The 17,369-nt window shown below is 40.3% G+C and carries 15 protein-coding genes; 10 read left to right on the forward strand and 5 right to left on the reverse strand.

Annotated elements, in window-relative coordinates; genetic code table 11:
* Nucleotides 1-96 precede the first annotated feature (96 nt).
* Nucleotides 97-300, forward strand: a complete 204-nt coding sequence (locus TSIB_RS07825) for a 30S ribosomal protein S17e (protein WP_015849874.1) — start codon at nucleotides 97-99, stop codon at nucleotides 298-300.
* Here the strand turns inward: TSIB_RS07825 and TSIB_RS07830 are convergent.
* Complete coding sequence (locus TSIB_RS07830; protein WP_048160505.1) at nucleotides 297-902, reverse strand: ArsR/SmtB family transcription factor; 606 nt, start codon at nucleotides 900-902, stop codon at nucleotides 297-299. The genes TSIB_RS07825 and TSIB_RS07830 overlap by 4 nt on opposite strands.
* Before the next feature lie 144 nt (nucleotides 903-1,046).
* Here TSIB_RS07830 and TSIB_RS07835 point away from each other — a divergent pair, with 144 nt between their 5' ends.
* The 8 genes from TSIB_RS07835 (at nucleotide 1,047) to TSIB_RS07870 (ending at nucleotide 11,716) form a co-directional block, all read left to right on the forward strand.
* On the forward strand, nucleotides 1,047-1,676 hold the full coding sequence (locus TSIB_RS07835; protein WP_048160506.1) for an MBL fold metallo-hydrolase: 630 nt from the start codon (nucleotides 1,047-1,049) through the stop codon (nucleotides 1,674-1,676).
* Between the two features lie 153 nt (nucleotides 1,677-1,829).
* A complete protein-coding gene (hsdR, locus tag TSIB_RS07840; RefSeq protein WP_015849877.1) occupies nucleotides 1,830-4,355 on the forward strand; it encodes an EcoAI/FtnUII family type I restriction enzme subunit R in 2,526 nt (841 codons plus the stop codon).
* 3 nt (nucleotides 4,356-4,358) lie between these two features.
* Complete coding sequence (locus tag TSIB_RS07845) at nucleotides 4,359-5,855, forward strand: class I SAM-dependent DNA methyltransferase (RefSeq protein ID WP_015849878.1); 1,497 nt, start codon at nucleotides 4,359-4,361, stop codon at nucleotides 5,853-5,855.
* Entirely contained in the window at nucleotides 5,852-7,156 is a 1,305-nt protein-coding gene (locus TSIB_RS07850) for a restriction endonuclease subunit S (protein ID WP_015849879.1), read from the forward strand. The genes TSIB_RS07845 and TSIB_RS07850 overlap by 4 nt, the downstream gene beginning before the upstream one ends.
* Nucleotides 7,156-8,271 (forward strand): hypothetical protein, encoded by a 1,116-nt coding sequence (locus tag TSIB_RS07855; protein ID WP_015849880.1) that lies wholly within the window; start codon nucleotides 7,156-7,158, stop codon nucleotides 8,269-8,271. The genes TSIB_RS07850 and TSIB_RS07855 overlap by 1 nt, the downstream gene beginning before the upstream one ends.
* Nucleotides 8,264-9,619, forward strand: coding sequence for a hypothetical protein (locus TSIB_RS07860; RefSeq protein WP_048160508.1), 1,356 nt, complete (start codon nucleotides 8,264-8,266; stop codon nucleotides 9,617-9,619). The genes TSIB_RS07855 and TSIB_RS07860 overlap by 8 nt, the downstream gene beginning before the upstream one ends.
* A 352-nt stretch (nucleotides 9,620-9,971) precedes the next feature.
* Entirely contained in the window at nucleotides 9,972-10,406 is a 435-nt protein-coding gene (locus TSIB_RS07865) for an EVE domain-containing protein (RefSeq protein WP_015849882.1), read from the forward strand.
* A gap of 221 nt (nucleotides 10,407-10,627) precedes the next feature.
* Nucleotides 10,628-11,716: an AAA family ATPase gene (locus tag TSIB_RS07870; RefSeq protein ID WP_015849883.1), complete on the forward strand. Its 1,089-nt coding sequence runs from the start codon at nucleotides 10,628-10,630 to the stop codon at nucleotides 11,714-11,716.
* Between the two features lie 50 nt (nucleotides 11,717-11,766).
* On the opposite strand, the gene TSIB_RS07875 is transcribed toward TSIB_RS07870, so the two are convergent.
* The 4 genes from TSIB_RS07875 to TSIB_RS07890 form a co-directional block, all read right to left on the reverse strand.
* Nucleotides 11,767-12,954, reverse strand: coding sequence for a CGP-CTERM-anchored Cys-rich protein (locus tag TSIB_RS07875; RefSeq protein ID WP_015849884.1), 1,188 nt, complete (start codon nucleotides 12,952-12,954; stop codon nucleotides 11,767-11,769).
* 70 nt (nucleotides 12,955-13,024) lie between these two features.
* Nucleotides 13,025-13,285: a MoaD/ThiS family protein gene (locus TSIB_RS07880; protein ID WP_048160510.1), complete on the reverse strand. Its 261-nt coding sequence runs from the start codon at nucleotides 13,283-13,285 to the stop codon at nucleotides 13,025-13,027.
* Between the two features lie 28 nt (nucleotides 13,286-13,313).
* A complete protein-coding gene (locus TSIB_RS07885) occupies nucleotides 13,314-15,152 on the reverse strand; it encodes an aldehyde ferredoxin oxidoreductase family protein (protein ID WP_015849886.1) in 1,839 nt (612 codons plus the stop codon).
* A gap of 123 nt (nucleotides 15,153-15,275) precedes the next feature.
* Nucleotides 15,276-15,788 (reverse strand): class I SAM-dependent methyltransferase, encoded by a 513-nt coding sequence (locus TSIB_RS07890; RefSeq protein WP_015849887.1) that lies wholly within the window; start codon nucleotides 15,786-15,788, stop codon nucleotides 15,276-15,278.
* A gap of 228 nt (nucleotides 15,789-16,016) precedes the next feature.
* Here TSIB_RS07890 and TSIB_RS07895 point away from each other — a divergent pair, with 228 nt between their 5' ends.
* Complete coding sequence (locus TSIB_RS07895) at nucleotides 16,017-17,318, forward strand: acetamidase/formamidase family protein (RefSeq protein ID WP_015849888.1); 1,302 nt, start codon at nucleotides 16,017-16,019, stop codon at nucleotides 17,316-17,318.
* The last annotated feature ends 51 nt before the right edge of the window (nucleotides 17,319-17,369 follow it).

The raw sequence follows: 17,369 nt of genomic DNA on the forward strand, positions 1-17,369 counted from the left end.
TTAAAGGGAAGCTTTATAAATTTGGTTGGGAAAAGTTTAAAACAGCCTCACTTGATTTGGGAGTGGAACAACTCAAGATTATCGGAGGGATGAGGAATGGGAAATATCAAACAAGGTTTCATTAAGAGAACCGCGAGAGAACTATTTGATAGATATCCAAATGAATTCACAAGAGACTTCGAGCACAACAAGAAGAAAGTTGAGGAACTCACAAACATTACCAGCAAAACTATGCGAAACAGAATAGCGGGATATGTTACAAGGCTCGTAAGGCTTAAAGAAGAAGGAAAAATCCTTTAAATGCAGAACTCCTTCTTTATCCTTTTTAGCTCTTCAATAAGCTCTCTTGGTAGTATTTCTTCGAATTCTTCTAAAAGCTCATCAAAGTGATCTTCACTTTCCTTGGCAACTCTCATCATGAGATTTCGCATATAAGTTTCAGCCAACATTCTAACTTCCTCAAGCTCACTCTTCATCTTCATGTACTCTTCTATTCTTTCCTCGATTTCATTTAAGAAATCTGCAAGTTCCTTAACCTTGATCTCCACGGGCCCTCTGGACTTTATGAGCTGCTTTACTTCCTCATACTCTTTAGTGGTCCTTGGGGCCTTTGGCTCATACATTTCCGTTCCAAATGAATAGGGAGTCAAAAGAACCTCCAGCCTAATGCCGCGCTTGATTTGATAATACTTTCTCGGCCTTCCTCTCGGGATTTTCTCCACCCTTCCCTCTATCAACCCCGCTCCTTCTAGAATTCGCAAATGTTCAAGAACCGCTTTCTGGCCCACATTAAGTTCTTTAGAAAGCTCACTAATAAAATAAGGCCTTTTCGTAAGTAACAATAATATCCTCCTCCTTGTTTCATTTCCAAGGACATCCAGTAATCTTCCATGCTCTTCCATTCTCTCCCACCCCACCAGTAACCATGATATTTTATTTTCCTAATCTAACCTAATGTAAATAAAATTCATACTTAAATCTTATGGTGCATTATGAGCAAAAACCACTTTAAGAATAAAGTCCAATGCAAAAATGGTGATTTCATTATGAAAGTTATAGGAGACATTCACCTTGTGGACAATACCTTTGCAAACGTGTACCTAATAGTTAGGAAGGATAAGATTATAGCCATAGATGCGGGCCTGCCAGAGGAATATGAAAAGGTTCTGGAGTATATAGACTCTCTTAGAAGGTTTCCAGAGGAAGTTGAGACTATAATCGTTACCCACGCTCACTATGATCATGTGGGTTCTCTGAAAGACCTTAAAGACGCTACCGGGGCTAATGTAGCGGCCCATGAAGAGGAAATTCCTTATTTGACCGGAGAAAAGACCTTCAGGAGAACGATTAACCCAGTGGAAGTGGAAATAAGTCTAAAAGATGGTGACGAGATTCATGGGTTGAAAGTTATTCATTCTCCAGGACATACGCCGGGGAGCATTTGTTTGCTGGACTTGGAGACCAAAGCACTCTTTGTTGGCGATCTGGTTATGGAAGAGAACGGGAAGTTGAAGGAGATTCCTCACCAGTATTCTTTAGATCCAATGAAGAACAGAGAAGCGATAAGAAGGCTTTTGGATGTTGATTTTGTGCACTTGTTGCCGAGTCACGGCCAGCCGATCTTGAACGAGGGGAAGGAGAAGTTGAGGGAGTTAGTGGGGAGACTTGAAGGATAATATGCACCACATTTATATTTTAACTCTATATTAACGTAAATAATTTAATTTTTATATACGTAAAAACAAGATCTAAACAATGCACAAAAATAATCAAGAAGTTTGAGATAAAATTATATAGGTTGTTTAACCATTAAATGTACGGGTTGTTACATGACTTACGCGAATTATAGTGAAGCGGATACCCGTGCTAAACTTATTGACCCCAAGCTTCATGATGCCGGGTGGAATGAAAACAGAATAAAGAGAGAGTATGTTATTTCGTTAGGTAGAATATTGAACAATGATGGGAGTAGGACTTCTCCAAAAAGGGCTGATTACGTTCTCTTTTACCCAGACATTCAAGGACACATTATAGCGGTTGTAGAAGCAAAAAAAGCCAGTGAAGATCCTTATAAAGGCCTAGAACAGGCAAAAAGATATGCAAAGACTCTTGACGCCCCTTTCGCATACTCTACCAATGGATTGAAAATAGTAGAATATGACTTCCTCACAAAACAGAGTAATGAATTTAGTGAATTTCCTGAACCAGAAAACCTATGGGAAAGATATGTCAAGCGAAGAGGGTTAGATGAAGCAATAAAACGAAGTGAGAAAAACCCACTAGAGGTTCCATATTATATTAGGGACAAAAAACCACGTTATTATCAAGACGTTGCAGTAAGAAGAGCACTTGAAGAAATTCTATTGGGAAGAAAACGCCTTTTACTAACAATGGCGACTGGAAGTGGAAAAACGTATGTAGCATTCCAAATAGCCTGGAAGCTTCGCAAAAGTAACTTTTTGAAAAAGATACTTTTTATTGTGGATAGGGTCTATCTCAGAAATCAAGCTTACAATGCTTTTGAGGCCTTTGGAAATAGCCGCTGGGAACTTAAGGGAGACAACTTTAATTTTGCCAAAGATGTATATTTTGCCACATATCAGACTCTTTACTCCGAGAAAAATGGCAAACGAGTTTATCAGTACTTTGATCCAGATTATTTCGATCTTGTAATAATAGATGAATGTCATCGTTCAGGATGGAATAGATGGCATGATATTCTAGGTTATTTTAATAATGCTATACACCTAGGGCTCACTGCAACTCCAAAGAGAAGTGATAACGTCGATGTGTATAAATACTTCGGAGATCCGGTTTATGAATACAAACTTGCTCAAGGAATAGAAGATGGCTATCTCGCTCCTCCCGAAGAGATAATCCGAGTCTATACAAACATTGATAAAGAAGGCAAAATAACATTCAAAGAGTTGAGAAGTGCTGGAGTAAAGCTGGAAATACCTGAAGAGGCAGAGTTAAAGGAATACTACACTGCAGAAGAGTTTGAGAAGAGCATAATTTTACCAGATAGAACGAAGGCAATCGTCAACTGGATAGCTCAGTTCTTGGAAAGTACAAATCCTTTTGCTAAAACAGTTGTATTCTGCCCAACACAAAGACATGCCAGAGAGGTAGCAGCACTCCTTAACAATCATTTCAACAATAAATTCAACGTTGATAACTACGCTTATCCTATAATATCTGATGACCCCGAGGCCCATCAAGTCTTAAAAAACAGTTTTGCCAGTAATGATGAAATATTCCCTGTCGTCGCAACAACTGTAGACGTTTTGAGCACAGGGATAGATGTGCCCCCAATAAAAAACATAATATTTCTGAAACATATTGGCTCAAAAGTTGAATTCCATCAGATCATAGGAAGGGCCTCAAGACTTGCTGAGAATATGAGAAAGTTCACCTTTAGAGTGATAGACTTCACAGGCGCAACAAGACTTTTCGACAAGTGGGATATCCCAGATTATCAAGCAAAACCAAACCAACCAACTGACTGGTATCTAAATCTCCTTATAGTTGATGATGAAACCCTAGATCCAATAAAAGGAGCCGATGTTGTCGTTCATGTCAAGCCAGGAAGTCCTGTTCATATCATAGGGGGCGACGATGGCATAATTTTCCTTAGTAATGTTCCTAGAGAGGCAGTTTTTGTTGATATCCGTGCAAGAGGCTACAAACCAAAGAAAACATATGTCTCTACATTCCCAAGGCCTGATAAACAGGCAACAATCACATTACTGAAGTTGAGACCCGAAAACAAGCCCCCCATAACTGTTAGCGGCCTTAAAGTTTACATTGAAGAAGAAAACCGAGTAAAGATTGAAGTTAAAGGTAATAAAATCTTAGATGCAGAGTATGTGAAATACTCCCAAGAACAAGTCAGAAAGAGAGTTGCAAGCCTCGAAGACCTTAAAAAGATATGGCTAAATCGCCAAGTAAGGCTTAGGTTTAAGGAAGAACTGAAAAAAGCAGGAATTGATCTAAAAATGATATCTCTTATCAAGAAGGTCTCTGAAGCTGATGAATTTGACCTTCTAGCAAATCTTCTATTCCAAGCCCCTATTGTCTCCAGGGATGAAAGAGCAAAACTCTTTATGGAAGTGAAAAAGGAGTTTCTTGATAGATTTGGTGAGAGGGGTAGGGAAATTATCCTCGATCTCATAGATCACTACCGCCTCTACGGGTTAAGTGAAATAGAAGACCCGAAGGTCTTTAATCTACCAAACTTCCAAATTTATGGAGGACTTAAAGGCATCGCCAGAATCTTTGGGGGTGCAAGAGGATTAAAAAAGATCTTAGAAGAAATTGAAAAAGGACTTTATGCAGATTTAATGGGGGGATAAAATATGGAGAGACAAACGCTTGCCAGTAAAATTGAGCATATTTATGAAATTATGCGTGCTGAAGGCCTCACCATACTCGATTATGTTGAACAGCTTTCTTGGATGCTTTTTCTTAAGATTTTGAGCGATAGGGAAGAAGAAAGAAAATTAGAAGCAGAAGTAAAGGGCGAAAAATACGTCCCTATAATTAAGGAGGAATACCTTTTCCACAATTGGCCAAAACGTTTTGGTGTTGATAGCCTCAAGAAGGTTAAGGATGTTAAGACGTTCTATGATTTTATCACCAATGAACTCTGGCCATACTTAAGTTCCCTTGGAGGCACTGACGAACTCAACAAGATAGGTGAAATCTTCTCCAATGTTACGGTTAAGGTACATGATCCCCACAACCTCCTTGAGATATTCCAAAACATTGAGGATATTCACAAAGATGATGAAGACACCCACATAATGTCCCAGCTCTATGAAGAGACTCTTATGTTAATGGGCCGCGAAGGCGGAGCTGCAGGGGAGTACTACACTCCCAGGCCCATCGTAAGGTTCATGGTGAAGGTCGTAGACCCAAGAATAGGACAAACTGTCTTTGATCCATTTTGTGGCTCGGGTGGTTTCCTTGTTGAAGCGTATAACCATATGTATGAGCAAGCAAAAACAGCAGAGGATCTCAGGAAACTTGATAAGGCCTTTTATGGCCAAGAACTAAAGACCCAAGCGTACTTAATAGCCAACATGAACACTCTCCTCCACAATGTTAATGCAAAACTTGTTAAAACCGACACCTTTAGTGAAGATCTACACAATCCTGGAGAGCTTTATGATGTGATCCTAACTAACCCTCCTTTCGGTGGAAAAATAAAGGAATCAAATCTTCAAAATCTCATAGTCAAAACTCGATCAACAGAGCTTGCAGCCTTACAACACGTTATGAAAAAAGCAAAGCCTGGAGGGAAAGTTGGAATAGTTCTCCCAGATGGCGTCCTCTCTAACGTCACTAAAGCTTACGTAAAGGTAAGGAAGGAGCTCCTCGAAAAGAACAATGTTTTTGCCATCGTAAGTCTCCCACAGGGCGTCTTCGCCAACATATCACCCAAAGGTGGGAGTGGGCCCAAAACGAGCCTGCTGTTCTTCGAACGAGGAAAGCCCACAAGAGAGGTATGGTACTACGAGCTCATCCCGCCCAACGGGAAGAACTACACGAGGGCCAATCCGATAAAGGACGAGGATTTAAGTGATGCACTCAAAAAGTTTGAGGCCTGGAAGAAGTACCTCGAAACCGATGACGAGGAGTGGAAAAAGAAGGCCCTCTCCGAGAACTCGTGGGTAGTAAGTGTTGAGGAGATAAAGGAGATGGACTACGATCTGAGCGCAAGAAATCCAAACAGAAAGCTGATGATAGAGTATCCCGCACCCGAGAAGATTATAGCGGGCCTTGAGGAAAAGGAGAGGAAGATAAGCGAGCTCCTGGGCGAGATAAAGTCAATCCTCGGTGAGAAGCCATGAAGGAGAAGCCCCTTACCGCGTTCCTCAGCTCTGAAAAGGCTGCCGAGAAGAAGCCGGAGAAGCCAGCGAAGAAGGGGAAAGTTAAAGGGCCGTGGGAGCTGCCGGAAGGGTGGAGGTGGGTAAGGCTGGGAGATATTGCCGAATTAAAAGCTGGAGGCACACCTAGTCGTAGAGTTAAAGAATATTGGGAAAATGGAACTATTCCTTGGGTGAAAATTTCGGATATTCCGGATTCAGGGCTTGTTGAAAAAACTGAGGAGAAAATAACCGAGCTTGGACTGAAAAATTCAAGTGCAAAACTTCTTTCTCCAGGCACAATTCTGTTTTCAATTTTCGCTACTATAAGCAAGGTTGGCATACTAAAGATACCTGCGGCTACTAACCAGGCGATAGTTGGAATTATTCCAAAAATTTCCATTGATCGAGGCTATCTCTTTTACTCGCTTAAATACTTCGGACAAGAATTGGTATACCAAGGAAGAGGCGGGGTCCAGGATAATATAAACATGCGTATACTCTCCAAACTAAAAATCCCCCTTCCGCCCATCGAAGAACAAAAACGCATTGTTGCCAAGCTTGACGAGGTGCACAGGCGCCTTGAGGAGGCAAAGCGCCTTGCGAGGGAAGCTAGGGAGGAAGCGGAAAGGCTGATGGCCTCAGCGCTCCACGAGGTCTTCTCAAAGGCGGAGGAGAAGGGATGGGAGTGGACAACTATTGGCAAAGTCTCAAGGGAAATGAAACCCGGATTTGCAAGGAACAAAAAGCACATTAGTAGGGACGGGGTTCCTCATCTGCGTCCCAATAATGTAGATGTCGGTCGTTTGAATCTAAAAAAGATCGTGAAAGTCACACTTGATGACAAAATTAACATCGAGGAGTACTATTTGAAGAAAGGAGATGTGCTTTTCAATAACACCAACAGTTTTGAGCTTGTTGGGAGAGCTGCGATAGTTCCTGAAGATTTGAAGTATGGTTATAGCAACCATATAACAAGAATTCGAGTCAAAAAAGAAGTTATACTACCAGAATGGCTTACATTGGCGATTAATTACTTGTGGATGCAAGGATATTTTCGGGAAGTTTGTACTAGGTGGGTCGGCCAGGCGGGGGTTAATATGAATACCCTAGCGAAAACACGTATTCCCCTCCCGTCCCTCGAAGAACAAAAACGCATCGTCTCATACCTCGACTCAATACAAGAGCGCGCCCAAAAGCTCGTCAAGCTCTACGAGGAGAGAGAAAAGGAGCTTGAGAAGCTCTTCCCCGCGATACTCGACAAAGCTTTTAGAGGGGAGCTGTGATGAACCCTCATGCCGAACCTAAATATGAGGATCCTCTCTTGAGCATTATTGATATTTGGGCTAATAAGGTTATTGAGTCAGAAGATCAATATTCGGAAATAACAAAATTATTTGCCATTTTATACAAACAGACTAAGGATACAGAGTCTTATTTTACCACTCGAGTACCTTATCCCGCCAATGAAAGATACGATATGAAAGATATTCTTTACTCTCTTGTAGTCAAGGATTATTCTCAATTACAAATACATATACCACAGATTCGAAACAATTATTACAAATTACTAGAAAGAAGTCACTTTAGACGTCTCGATAAGCTTATCGAGTTGCTCAAAGAGGGATTATTCTTTGAGGTGATTATTCGTAAGCGAAATATTGCCCCGTCATTACTTAATGAAGACTTAGTAAATAGAATTATTGAAGCATTAGATACTTGGAACCGAAAAGATTACTCTACCATTATAAAACTCTTCAAATCGACATTTTCATCTCAGATAGCCGAAAACCATGAAAATCTCAATCTCGATGAGTTTGATGAGATTGAATTAGCTCTGTTATCACATTTGTTTTTTGAAAAATATGTAACTTCTGGGGATCACGTAGCTTTGTATAACCATTACAAGAGCATTGAAGCGTTAATAAATATGTTAAAAGAGTCCTCAAATATAATAAATGCTCCCAGCGAAAAAACCTTAAGGATGTTATTTAAAATTGCTACAATTCTTAATCTAACTGGTTATTCTAACTCTCTATCTCTTCCTAACGAAGAAAGACTAAAATATCTTAACTCAATGCTTGTGTTACCCCCCTTAAGATCCATTTTCGAAGAGAAAGTAAAAGATGCCATAAAAATAGGATTTGAAATTAAAAAAATACCCGGTGTAGGGTGGGATCTTGAAAGCCCTGTAAAGATGAAAATGCCCCTATATCTTGGAATTGTTATTCTAATGATACTGTCCTCAATCCCCATTTTTGTAAATGAAAATATTCTAAGTATCAAGCTATCGTGGAAGTTTTATGTATTTTATTACACGATATGGGTAATTTTAATGCATAAAACGTTTAGACTATCTGAAGATATTATCAAAGAACTCTGGGGGGATAAACATGAATAATAAATTTAATACTAGTTTATATATCGCCCATGTGGAGGCAGAGAAATTTCCAAATCTCCACAATCTAAGAGTCTCAATATTCGACACTATAAAACAAAAAGAAGACCAACTAACCCCAAAAGGTTTTGTGCTTTATGAAAACGAGATGAATGTTAGTTTTTATGAATCATATGTTGGACGAATAATGGTCTCGTACAAAGTGAATTTCATCCCAAAGGATAGGATCATACTTTTGTCATTTTATCCAAGATCAAGCACCGATAGCCATGACAAAGACCCAAAATACTGGGGAAAATTAAACAATCTGAACATAGGTAAAAGAGTGTTAGAGTTCACCGATGTCCTTGGAGATGTATTTGAAGTTGCTATTGAAGATTATGGTGTCTTAAAATTCAAAAGAATATTTTATACAAATCACATTGATATCTCTAACTGGAATGTGCTTCTATTTGATAGGATTAGATATCCTCTTGACCAAATACTGAAAAATTGGAGAACAGTGTATGAACACATACTCGATGATGCTAAAAAAACCAAATATATTTTTGTGCTTTTCTCAAGTATCCCATTTAGTAAAGAGGTAGATCCTAAAACCAAAGAATCTGGTATAAAAGCGATTGAGAGTTTAAAACAAGAACTACAGAGACTTGGAGAAGTTCATGGCCCTTATAACCTACTTAATTTCAAATACATCCTCGAGGGATATCCCAAAGAGACCAAACTGATAGCAATATTCATTGAAAATGACGAAGTAATATCAAGTGTTTATAAGAACTTTAAAAAATATTTGGATATCAAAAACATTCCGAGTCAGTTCATATCTATAAATACGGTTAATCAGAAGTTTACATACCCTAAAGTCAAACTAAACTTTCTTTTAGAGACGCTAAGTAAAATCAGGGATAAGAAACCAATTTCTTTAGAACCCACGCTCAGTGTTTCCTTAATTGACGGTATTCTCTGCCTATCAGATGTGAAAGATGCAAGTAAAATACCCCGACAGCGGTTATTTGGAGCACTTTTTATGTATACCTTGTCTAACAAGTATGAAGAAATCCATATTTATGAAGACATAAACTACAGAATTAGTAAAGGAGGACATATTGTATTCGAACTAGATAGTTTATCTCGTCTTGCTGAATATGTATCACTCCTTGGTGGACTTGAAAATTTGAAGATTGATATTTTTCTGACACGACCCTGGAAAGAAGGAGATATTCAAAAATTCATAGAAAAATTATCTGAAAAAGGTTACGACGTAAACCGGGTATATTATATCTCCACACTACGGGCAAGGTCAACGGATGAAGCAATATTAAACAATCCACTAAAGCAGAACAACGTATAATATAAGATACCTAACAGTTTCAGATCAGAAATAAATGAGTTTTGGCATTTTTACCACATACTAAGTGAACATGTTGCAGTAGTTAGGACAAGTACTCAACTTCGGATATACCCCACTTTATTCAACATTTATTTAGAATTAGTATGGCCAGAAACTGCATCTCTTTCAAAAGATGACATAGAAAAAATTATATGGTTCACCAAAAAAAGACTATATCGTTTTCAGGAGTTCTTTGTTACGAAAGTGCCAGAACCAATTTGGATTTTTAAAAATCTTAGAAAAATATATTTGGGTGAGATTACAGAGACAGTAAGGATTCCTCTTCGTTTAATGATCTAAGAGGTGACTTTTCATGGCATATTGGCTCTGCATTACGAATCGTGACAATTGGAAGGTTATTAAAGAGAAGAACGTCTGGGGTGTGCCGAAGAGGCATAAGAATACAATTGCCAAAGTTAAGCCCGGCGATAAGCTCCTCATCTATGTGAAACAAGAGCGCAAGGACAAGCAAATTCTTGAGCCGAAGATTGTTGGAATTTTTGAGGTTGTTAGTGAGCCTTATGAAGACTCAAAGAGGATTTTCAAAAGCCCACCACACAGCAATGAGACTTACCCCTTGAGGGTCAAAATCAAACCCGTGAAACTTGGTGAAGTTGACTTCAAGCCATTAATTCCAAAGCTGAGGTTCATCACTAACAAAAAGAAGTGGAGCGGCCACTTAATGGGCAAAGCCATGAGAGAAATCCCAGAAGAGGACTATAAGCTAATCAAGAAACTACTTCGATAATCTCTTACGAACCTCAAATGTGAGGGATGGCAAGTAATTAGTAAATTCCCATTTTTTGTTTATGTCATGCTCGGAGCAGCCTTTGATTTAACCACTGTAACCTATCCGCCCTAAAAGAGGCTTTCGAAAGAAAAATGTAACTATCGATAAGTTTCTCAGGAGGGTTTTTCCACAAAATTTATATATTTAAGGACATACCCCATTATGGGGTGTGTCCACAAATGTTGTTTGATGTACACCCAAAGACATCAATTACTGAGCTTTTTGGGAGAAGGGCAGAGTACCTTAGCTTCATAGAAGCTGTGGAGAAACGTAGAAATTTCTTCATAATTACCGGTCCTCGTAGAATAGGGAAAACGAGCTTTCTCTATGCCAGCCTCAATGAGCTTGAAAAAGAATATGGAATCCCATATGCAGTGGTGGATGCAAGGGCCGCAACTTCCATCAACTCCAAGTATCCTCAGAGAATTATATCTGAGCGGCTCTACAAGGCCCTCGTGAGCAGAGGTTTTGTAGGAGGAGTAGTTTCAAAGATAAAGGGTATAAAAATCGGAGGGATCGAGATAGAGACTGATGAGCACAACATTGACATAGTGGATATACTCTCAGCAATAAACGAGGGGAACGAGCTGGCCATAATAGCCTTTGATGAGGCTCAATACCTCAGGTTTTCAAATGAAGATTTAACAAAGCTTTTTGCATGGGTGCTTGACTCCTTACCCAACGTGATTCTTGTTTTCACAGGATCTCAGGTGGGAGTTTTGGAGAACTTTCTGCGCCTTGAAGATGGAAAGGCCCCTCTCTTTGGTAGATACGAAGTAAGGATAAATCTTCCTAGATTCAACCCTTCCGAGAGTTTAGAGTTCTTGAGAAGAGGATTTGAAGAGTACAGTATAAGAGTGAACGAGAGAGAGCTGTTACCTGTAGTGAACACTCTAGATGGAGTTCCCGGGTGGTTGGTGCACTATGGAGCCCGCAGGATCGATGGACTCACCCACGATGAGGCCATTGAGAGAGTCCTTAATGAGGCCATGAAATATGTAGAAACAGAGTTTGAAGAGCTAGACAAGCTATCTCCCAGATACAAGATCATTATGAGAATTGTCGCACGCCTGAGTGAGGGAAGAGGACACGCAAGATGGGATAGAATAAAGAACCTTGCAGAGGAAGAACTGGAAGAAAACATTGACGAGAAATCTATGAGGAAGTACCTCTCAAAGCTTGTGGATTATGGATTCCTAGAGACCATCGGATACGGAAAGTACCGGATACCAGATCCCGTTATGTACCGGGTCTTCAGGAGGATGTGACAAATCATAAAGAGGTACCCCATTATGGGGCCCCTCTAGTAAACCAAGGATCATTTCCTAAAAACCCTCGCCACCAGCACCAAACCCAGGATAAGCCCGGGGCCGCAGATAGTCCCTGTTTGCTGTGAGGTAGTATCTGATGGTGTGGTGGTTTGAGAAAGTTCAACTTGACCTGAGGGAAGCTTAAGCTCAAAGGGCTGGCCAACGCACCTAAGCAAAAGTGGATTATCGCTCTCATCATAAGCAATCCATGAGTATTTTCCTCCCTTTTCATACCAGCCTATGTGGGAGTTGTAACCTGATTTCCCTTTCTCCGCAACCTCAACGATTGCTTCAATGTCTTCATCGCTTATGTTTATTATTCCCTTCTCCTTCAACCATTCGAGCTCTACCCTCAGGGCCTCCTTAAAATTGAAGGAATATGGATCAACAACACCCACGGGAGCGTTTGTGGTCTCGGTTTTAAACTCTATTTCCTCAAAAGCACATGCTATGCCGAGCTCTTCAAAAAGAGCCTTCAAATCGGCTATATCCCCTTCACTTGGCTTCTCTTTTCCATAATCTGCTATGTAAACTTCGGCAAGCGGGGGCTTAATGACCTTTGAGGGGTCAACCCCGTAATCCTTCAAGCACTTCTCGAAATCCGAATTGGGCTTCCACGTGCAGAGCCCGTTATAACAGCCACATTGAGTTAACCTCAAGCAATTATACCACTCCCTGTACACACATGGGGTTACGATTTCCTTTGCAACTTCCTTTGGAGCACAAACTTCTCCAGAACAGCCTCCCGTTGCACAATCTGAATCGCTCTCGCACTCATCACCTTTCCTAGAGCTTATCTGCACAAATAAACTCCTCTTCCTGAAGGTATAGTCTTCAACATCCCACCCCAGGGCCTTAATCTGCTCCAAACTTTGGTTAGAAATTAACAAAGGTGTTTCAAAAGATGTGTAGGCATACTTAGATTCAAAGCTTTTCGCAGGTATTTGTATTCTAACCAACAGAGAAGAATCAACTTCCTTCAAAATAACGGCCACTCTATCATCGTAGTGAGAACGATATATTATGCTTCCATTTTCAATTATTACATTTTTAGCGTCCTTCAAGGAGGTTAGATCATGTTGGATGCCCGGTTTGTTTAGACGAACCTCCAAAGCCAGGGAATCCATCGGGTTATAACATGCACTAACCAGAGGTGCAATCAATAAAAGCAATGCCAAAACAATCACTCGCTTCATGTTATCATCCCTCTACTAATTTTTGCTTCAAAGTATATACCTCTATCGAAAGGTTCAAGGTGAGTTGAAGCTATCCTCCCGCCGCAACAGGCATTATTACAATCTTATCCATGTCCTTGAGTTTGGCTTTAACTCCACCAAGAAACTCCGCTGAACGGCCGTTTATTAAAATAACAATGTTCCGCTTATCCCACTCTATTTTGATCTTTCTTTCAAGCTCTAACTTTTTTAAAAGATCACCTAACGTAGAGTTTTCTTCCAGAAAAACCCAGAATTCTAGCCTTTCTATACCCTCTGCTACCTGAGCTATCAGCTTAACGAACACCTTCATTCTCTCACCCAAAAAATTTAAAAGAGGATTAAAGCTTTTCTGCAACTTCATCCAGTTCTAACTCTCTGAGCTTCTCCCTTGTGGGAACGCCGTTTTCATCCCAGCCCCTGACTTTGTAGTAGTCCTTAAGGAGAATCTCCTCCTCAAAGATCTGGCCTTTTGAAGGTTCCCTCAATACAGGCTCTTTAACAATCCTCTCCGGCATTTTGTCGTACTTACCATCAATACCTTCCCTAATATTGATGGCCCTTTCAAGGTTGAATATTCTTTCCCCAGCAAGCCAGAGGTGTTTCGGATCCTTAAACTCTTCAATACCTGTTGCTGCATAGAGCATCTTTGCATACATGTCAATGGTTACCATCTCCATGTTGAAGGGGAATATACAGAATATGGCAGTCTCTGCAATCGCCGTCTCATCTTGGACGTACTTCGTTATCTCACCCTTACCTTCGGTGGCAAATGGATCAGCCTTTCTTGGGATCCCCATTATCTCAAACTTGTTCCATCCGATACAGTGGCTTGCACCTATTGGGGATGTGGCAAAGTTCAAACCATGGGCCTTAGCAGACCTTGGATCGTATGCAGGGAATTCAAGGCCTTTAACATGGATAGCATACTTCTCGGCGCCTCTACCAATTTTCTCAGCAGCCTTTCTTGTTCCTTCTGCAAGTAAATCGCCTATACCTATTCTTAGGGCTATTCTCTTAACCAGTTCAGGAATAATATCTGGATCTCCCCATCTAAGTTCAAGGCCGTCAGTTTCGCTCTTTCCGATAATTCCCTTTTCGTAGAGTTCAATTGCAAATCCTATTGCAACACCTGTAGAAATTGTGTCGAGGCCATAAAAGTCGCAAAGCATGTTGGCATAGACTATTGTCTCTACATTTATGTTGCCCAGGTTTCCTCCAAACGACCAGTGGGTCTCATATTCTGGAAAGTCCCATACTGTTCCTGCATAGGGCCCTTTGGTGAGTTTAAACACCTTTCCACATCTTATCATGCAGCCCCAGCAACCGCTGTGCTTTACCACGTACTGAGAGAGAATTTCCGGTTGGAATATTTCCGCACCATAGAGCTCCTTCTGCTTGAAATTATACGTGGGGAAATGTCCAAGGGTATAGAATGGATATACAGCAAAGTTTGTTCCAAGATTGTGGAACCCTTCAAACGCAGGGTTACTCTTATATGACTCCACCTGTTCCTTAAAAGCATCATCAAAGGCTTTTTCGTCGTAAACCTCTGGTCTTTTGCTTCCTTTTACTACGATAGCCTTGAGATTCTTTGATCCCATTACAGCACCGCCACCGCCTCTAGCGGCGGTTCTAAAGTCACCATCTGTCACAATTGCTGAGAATTTTACTAGGTTTTCTCCAGCAGGCCCTATCATGACCATGTGGGCATTTTTGTCCGTCTCTTCCTTAAGAAACTCTCTTGTGGCTAAAGTGTTCATTCCCCATATTCTCTCTGCATCTCTAAATTCCACGTTCTCATCATTTATGTAAACATAGGTGGGTTTCTCAGCCTTTCCCTCAACTATTATTGCTTCATAGCCTGCGAACTTAAGTTCTGCACCAAAGAAACCGCCCCCTACACTTCTAAAGTATGTTCCTGTAAGTGGAGATTTAAACTGGGCCATCCACCTTGATGCAGATTGAACTTTTGTACCGGTTAACGGACCTACAGTGAGAACCAGTTTGTTTTCAGGGCTTAGAGGGCAAATTCCCGGCTTTAGTTCATCCCACAAAATCTTGGCTCCAATTCCTCTTCCGCCTATAAATTTTTTGAGAACTTCCTCTTTTAATGGTTCTACCGTGGCTTTTTTGTTCGTCAAATCTATTCTCAATATTTTTCCCATATATCCATACATAGAGATCACTCATGGTAGAATTTAATTTCATTAGATATAAACTTTACCCAAGTAAAATATTTAGACGAAAATGAGGAAATAAATACCCAAAATTTCTTGCAAATTTACAAGAATTTTGAGAAATTATTTTTTCCTAATTCTTGCAGTCGCATAGTCATCGGGGGGATGAATTATTTCCACAATATATTCCTCTCTGGGGATTTCATCTACCATTCGTTTAACCCCCGGAAATTCATAATTATGAACAAAAACCACCGTATGTTTTCCCATTAGTTTTCTACAGTTCTCCCAGTCGCTTTTTGCAGTTTCATAAGATTTTCCACCATCAATGAATATTAAATCCATTATTGGGAGCTCATCCACATGCTGGGGGAGAGTGACCCTAGAATCTCCTCTAAACAGCTTAAATTTACATCCTGTTTCTTCAAGCTTTTTGTAGATCCTCTGGTATAACCATTCATCCTCAAAATAATCAAACCCATAGTACTCTATCTCTTCTGGAGAGAAGTTTTCTTTTGCCGCTTCAATCATGCTTCGAGCATTTTCTCCATCGTATACACCGATCTCCATCAACCTTTTGCATTTGTTTCTTTTTATGTGATCATTCAAAAATGCATGATAACCAAATCCAAGCATTTATTCCACCCAATTATATCAAATATTCATAATATAAAATATTAGTGACATTGTGTTTGATAGATAATTTCCTAAAAGATAAGGATATAACGTTTTGATGATTAAGTCATCTTAATTATACCAAATAGATAAGAACATTGAAATTTAGACAATTTCAAACTAACACTTTGTCAAATATACATAATGTTTTTATACACCATTCACCAAACTAACGTTTGGTGATTTGCAATGGTTTTCGAAGAAGAGATTTTTAATGATCTGCAAACAAACGGAATTATTGGGCCGCACTCCAAAATGCTTGGGCCTGTGGCAGATGGGGGAAGAATAATCTTCGTTACAGCGCCCGGATGCTGGGGTCCAATGATAACACCAACCCTCAGAGGAGGTCACGAGGTCAATGTTCCTGTTGCTGTAGAGGGGGCAAAAGTCAGTGATGGACTGGTAATGAAGATAAAGAGCATAAAAGTTCTCTCCAAAGCGGCCTCTTCAGGAGTAGATACCGTCAGAGAGGGGGCCTTTGTTGGCGATCCCTTTGTGGCCAAAAAGTGTCCCACATGTAACGAACCATGGCCCGAATTTGAAGTAGTTGGGATTGGAGAAGATGCTGTACGCTGCAAGCACTGCGGGTCCCCAGCTTCACCATTTAAGATGGTCAATGGTTATACAATGGTCTTTGACCATAATTTAGGGGTTGGAGTTACAGTAAATAAAGAAACCGCTGAGATGATAGCCAAAGATGCCTGGGAATGGCATTCTCTACCCAAGAACTCAAAACAAGTGCCAATTCTAATATTTGCGAAAGCTGATATAGTTGGAGTTCCCTCAAGAATAATACCATTCTTAGGCCAGTTTGGAACTGTACCTGCAGTAAATATTCCTGACTCCCACAACGCTGGAGATTTTGGTTCCTTCTTGATAGATGCCCCACATCCATATGCAATAACAAAAGAAGAATACGATACAAAGCTTACCGATGGGCATTTGGACATTGACGCAGTTAAAGAAGGTGCAATTATAATAGCTCCAGTAAAAGTCGATGGCGGTGGTGTTTACGCTGGAGACGCCCATGCAATGCAAGGAGATGGGGAAGTTGCAGGACACACGACAGATGTAAGTGCTGAAAGTGAAATAGAAGTCTCAGTTATTAAGAACCTCAATCTAGACGGCCCACTATTGCTACCACTAGAAGAGGATCTACCGCCCTTGGCCAAACCTTGGAGAAAGGACGAATGGGAAAGAGTACAAACCTTAGCTAAAAAGTTTGGAATCGAACCGGAGCCAGTTGCCCCAATACAGATAATAGGATCTGGGCCCACAATAAATGAAGCTGCCATGAGAGGTTTCGAAAGGGCCGCAAAGCTCTTTGGAATGAGTATTGAAGAAGTTAAAAATAGGGTCACCATAAGTGGAGCCGTGGAGATTGGTAGACTTCCAGGAATAGTGCAGGTTTCAATGCAAGTACCCTTGGATATCCTCGAGAAGATAGGAATAGACGAATTAGTTGTGAAACATTACAAATTGTCCTTCTAATTCAAATTCTTTTCTTTAAAATTTTAAATATTGTTACAAAATAGCGTAATA

Source organism: Thermococcus sibiricus MM 739 (assembly GCF_000022545.1).
Lineage (GTDB): Archaea > Methanobacteriota_B > Thermococci > Thermococcales > Thermococcaceae > Thermococcus_A > Thermococcus_A sibiricus.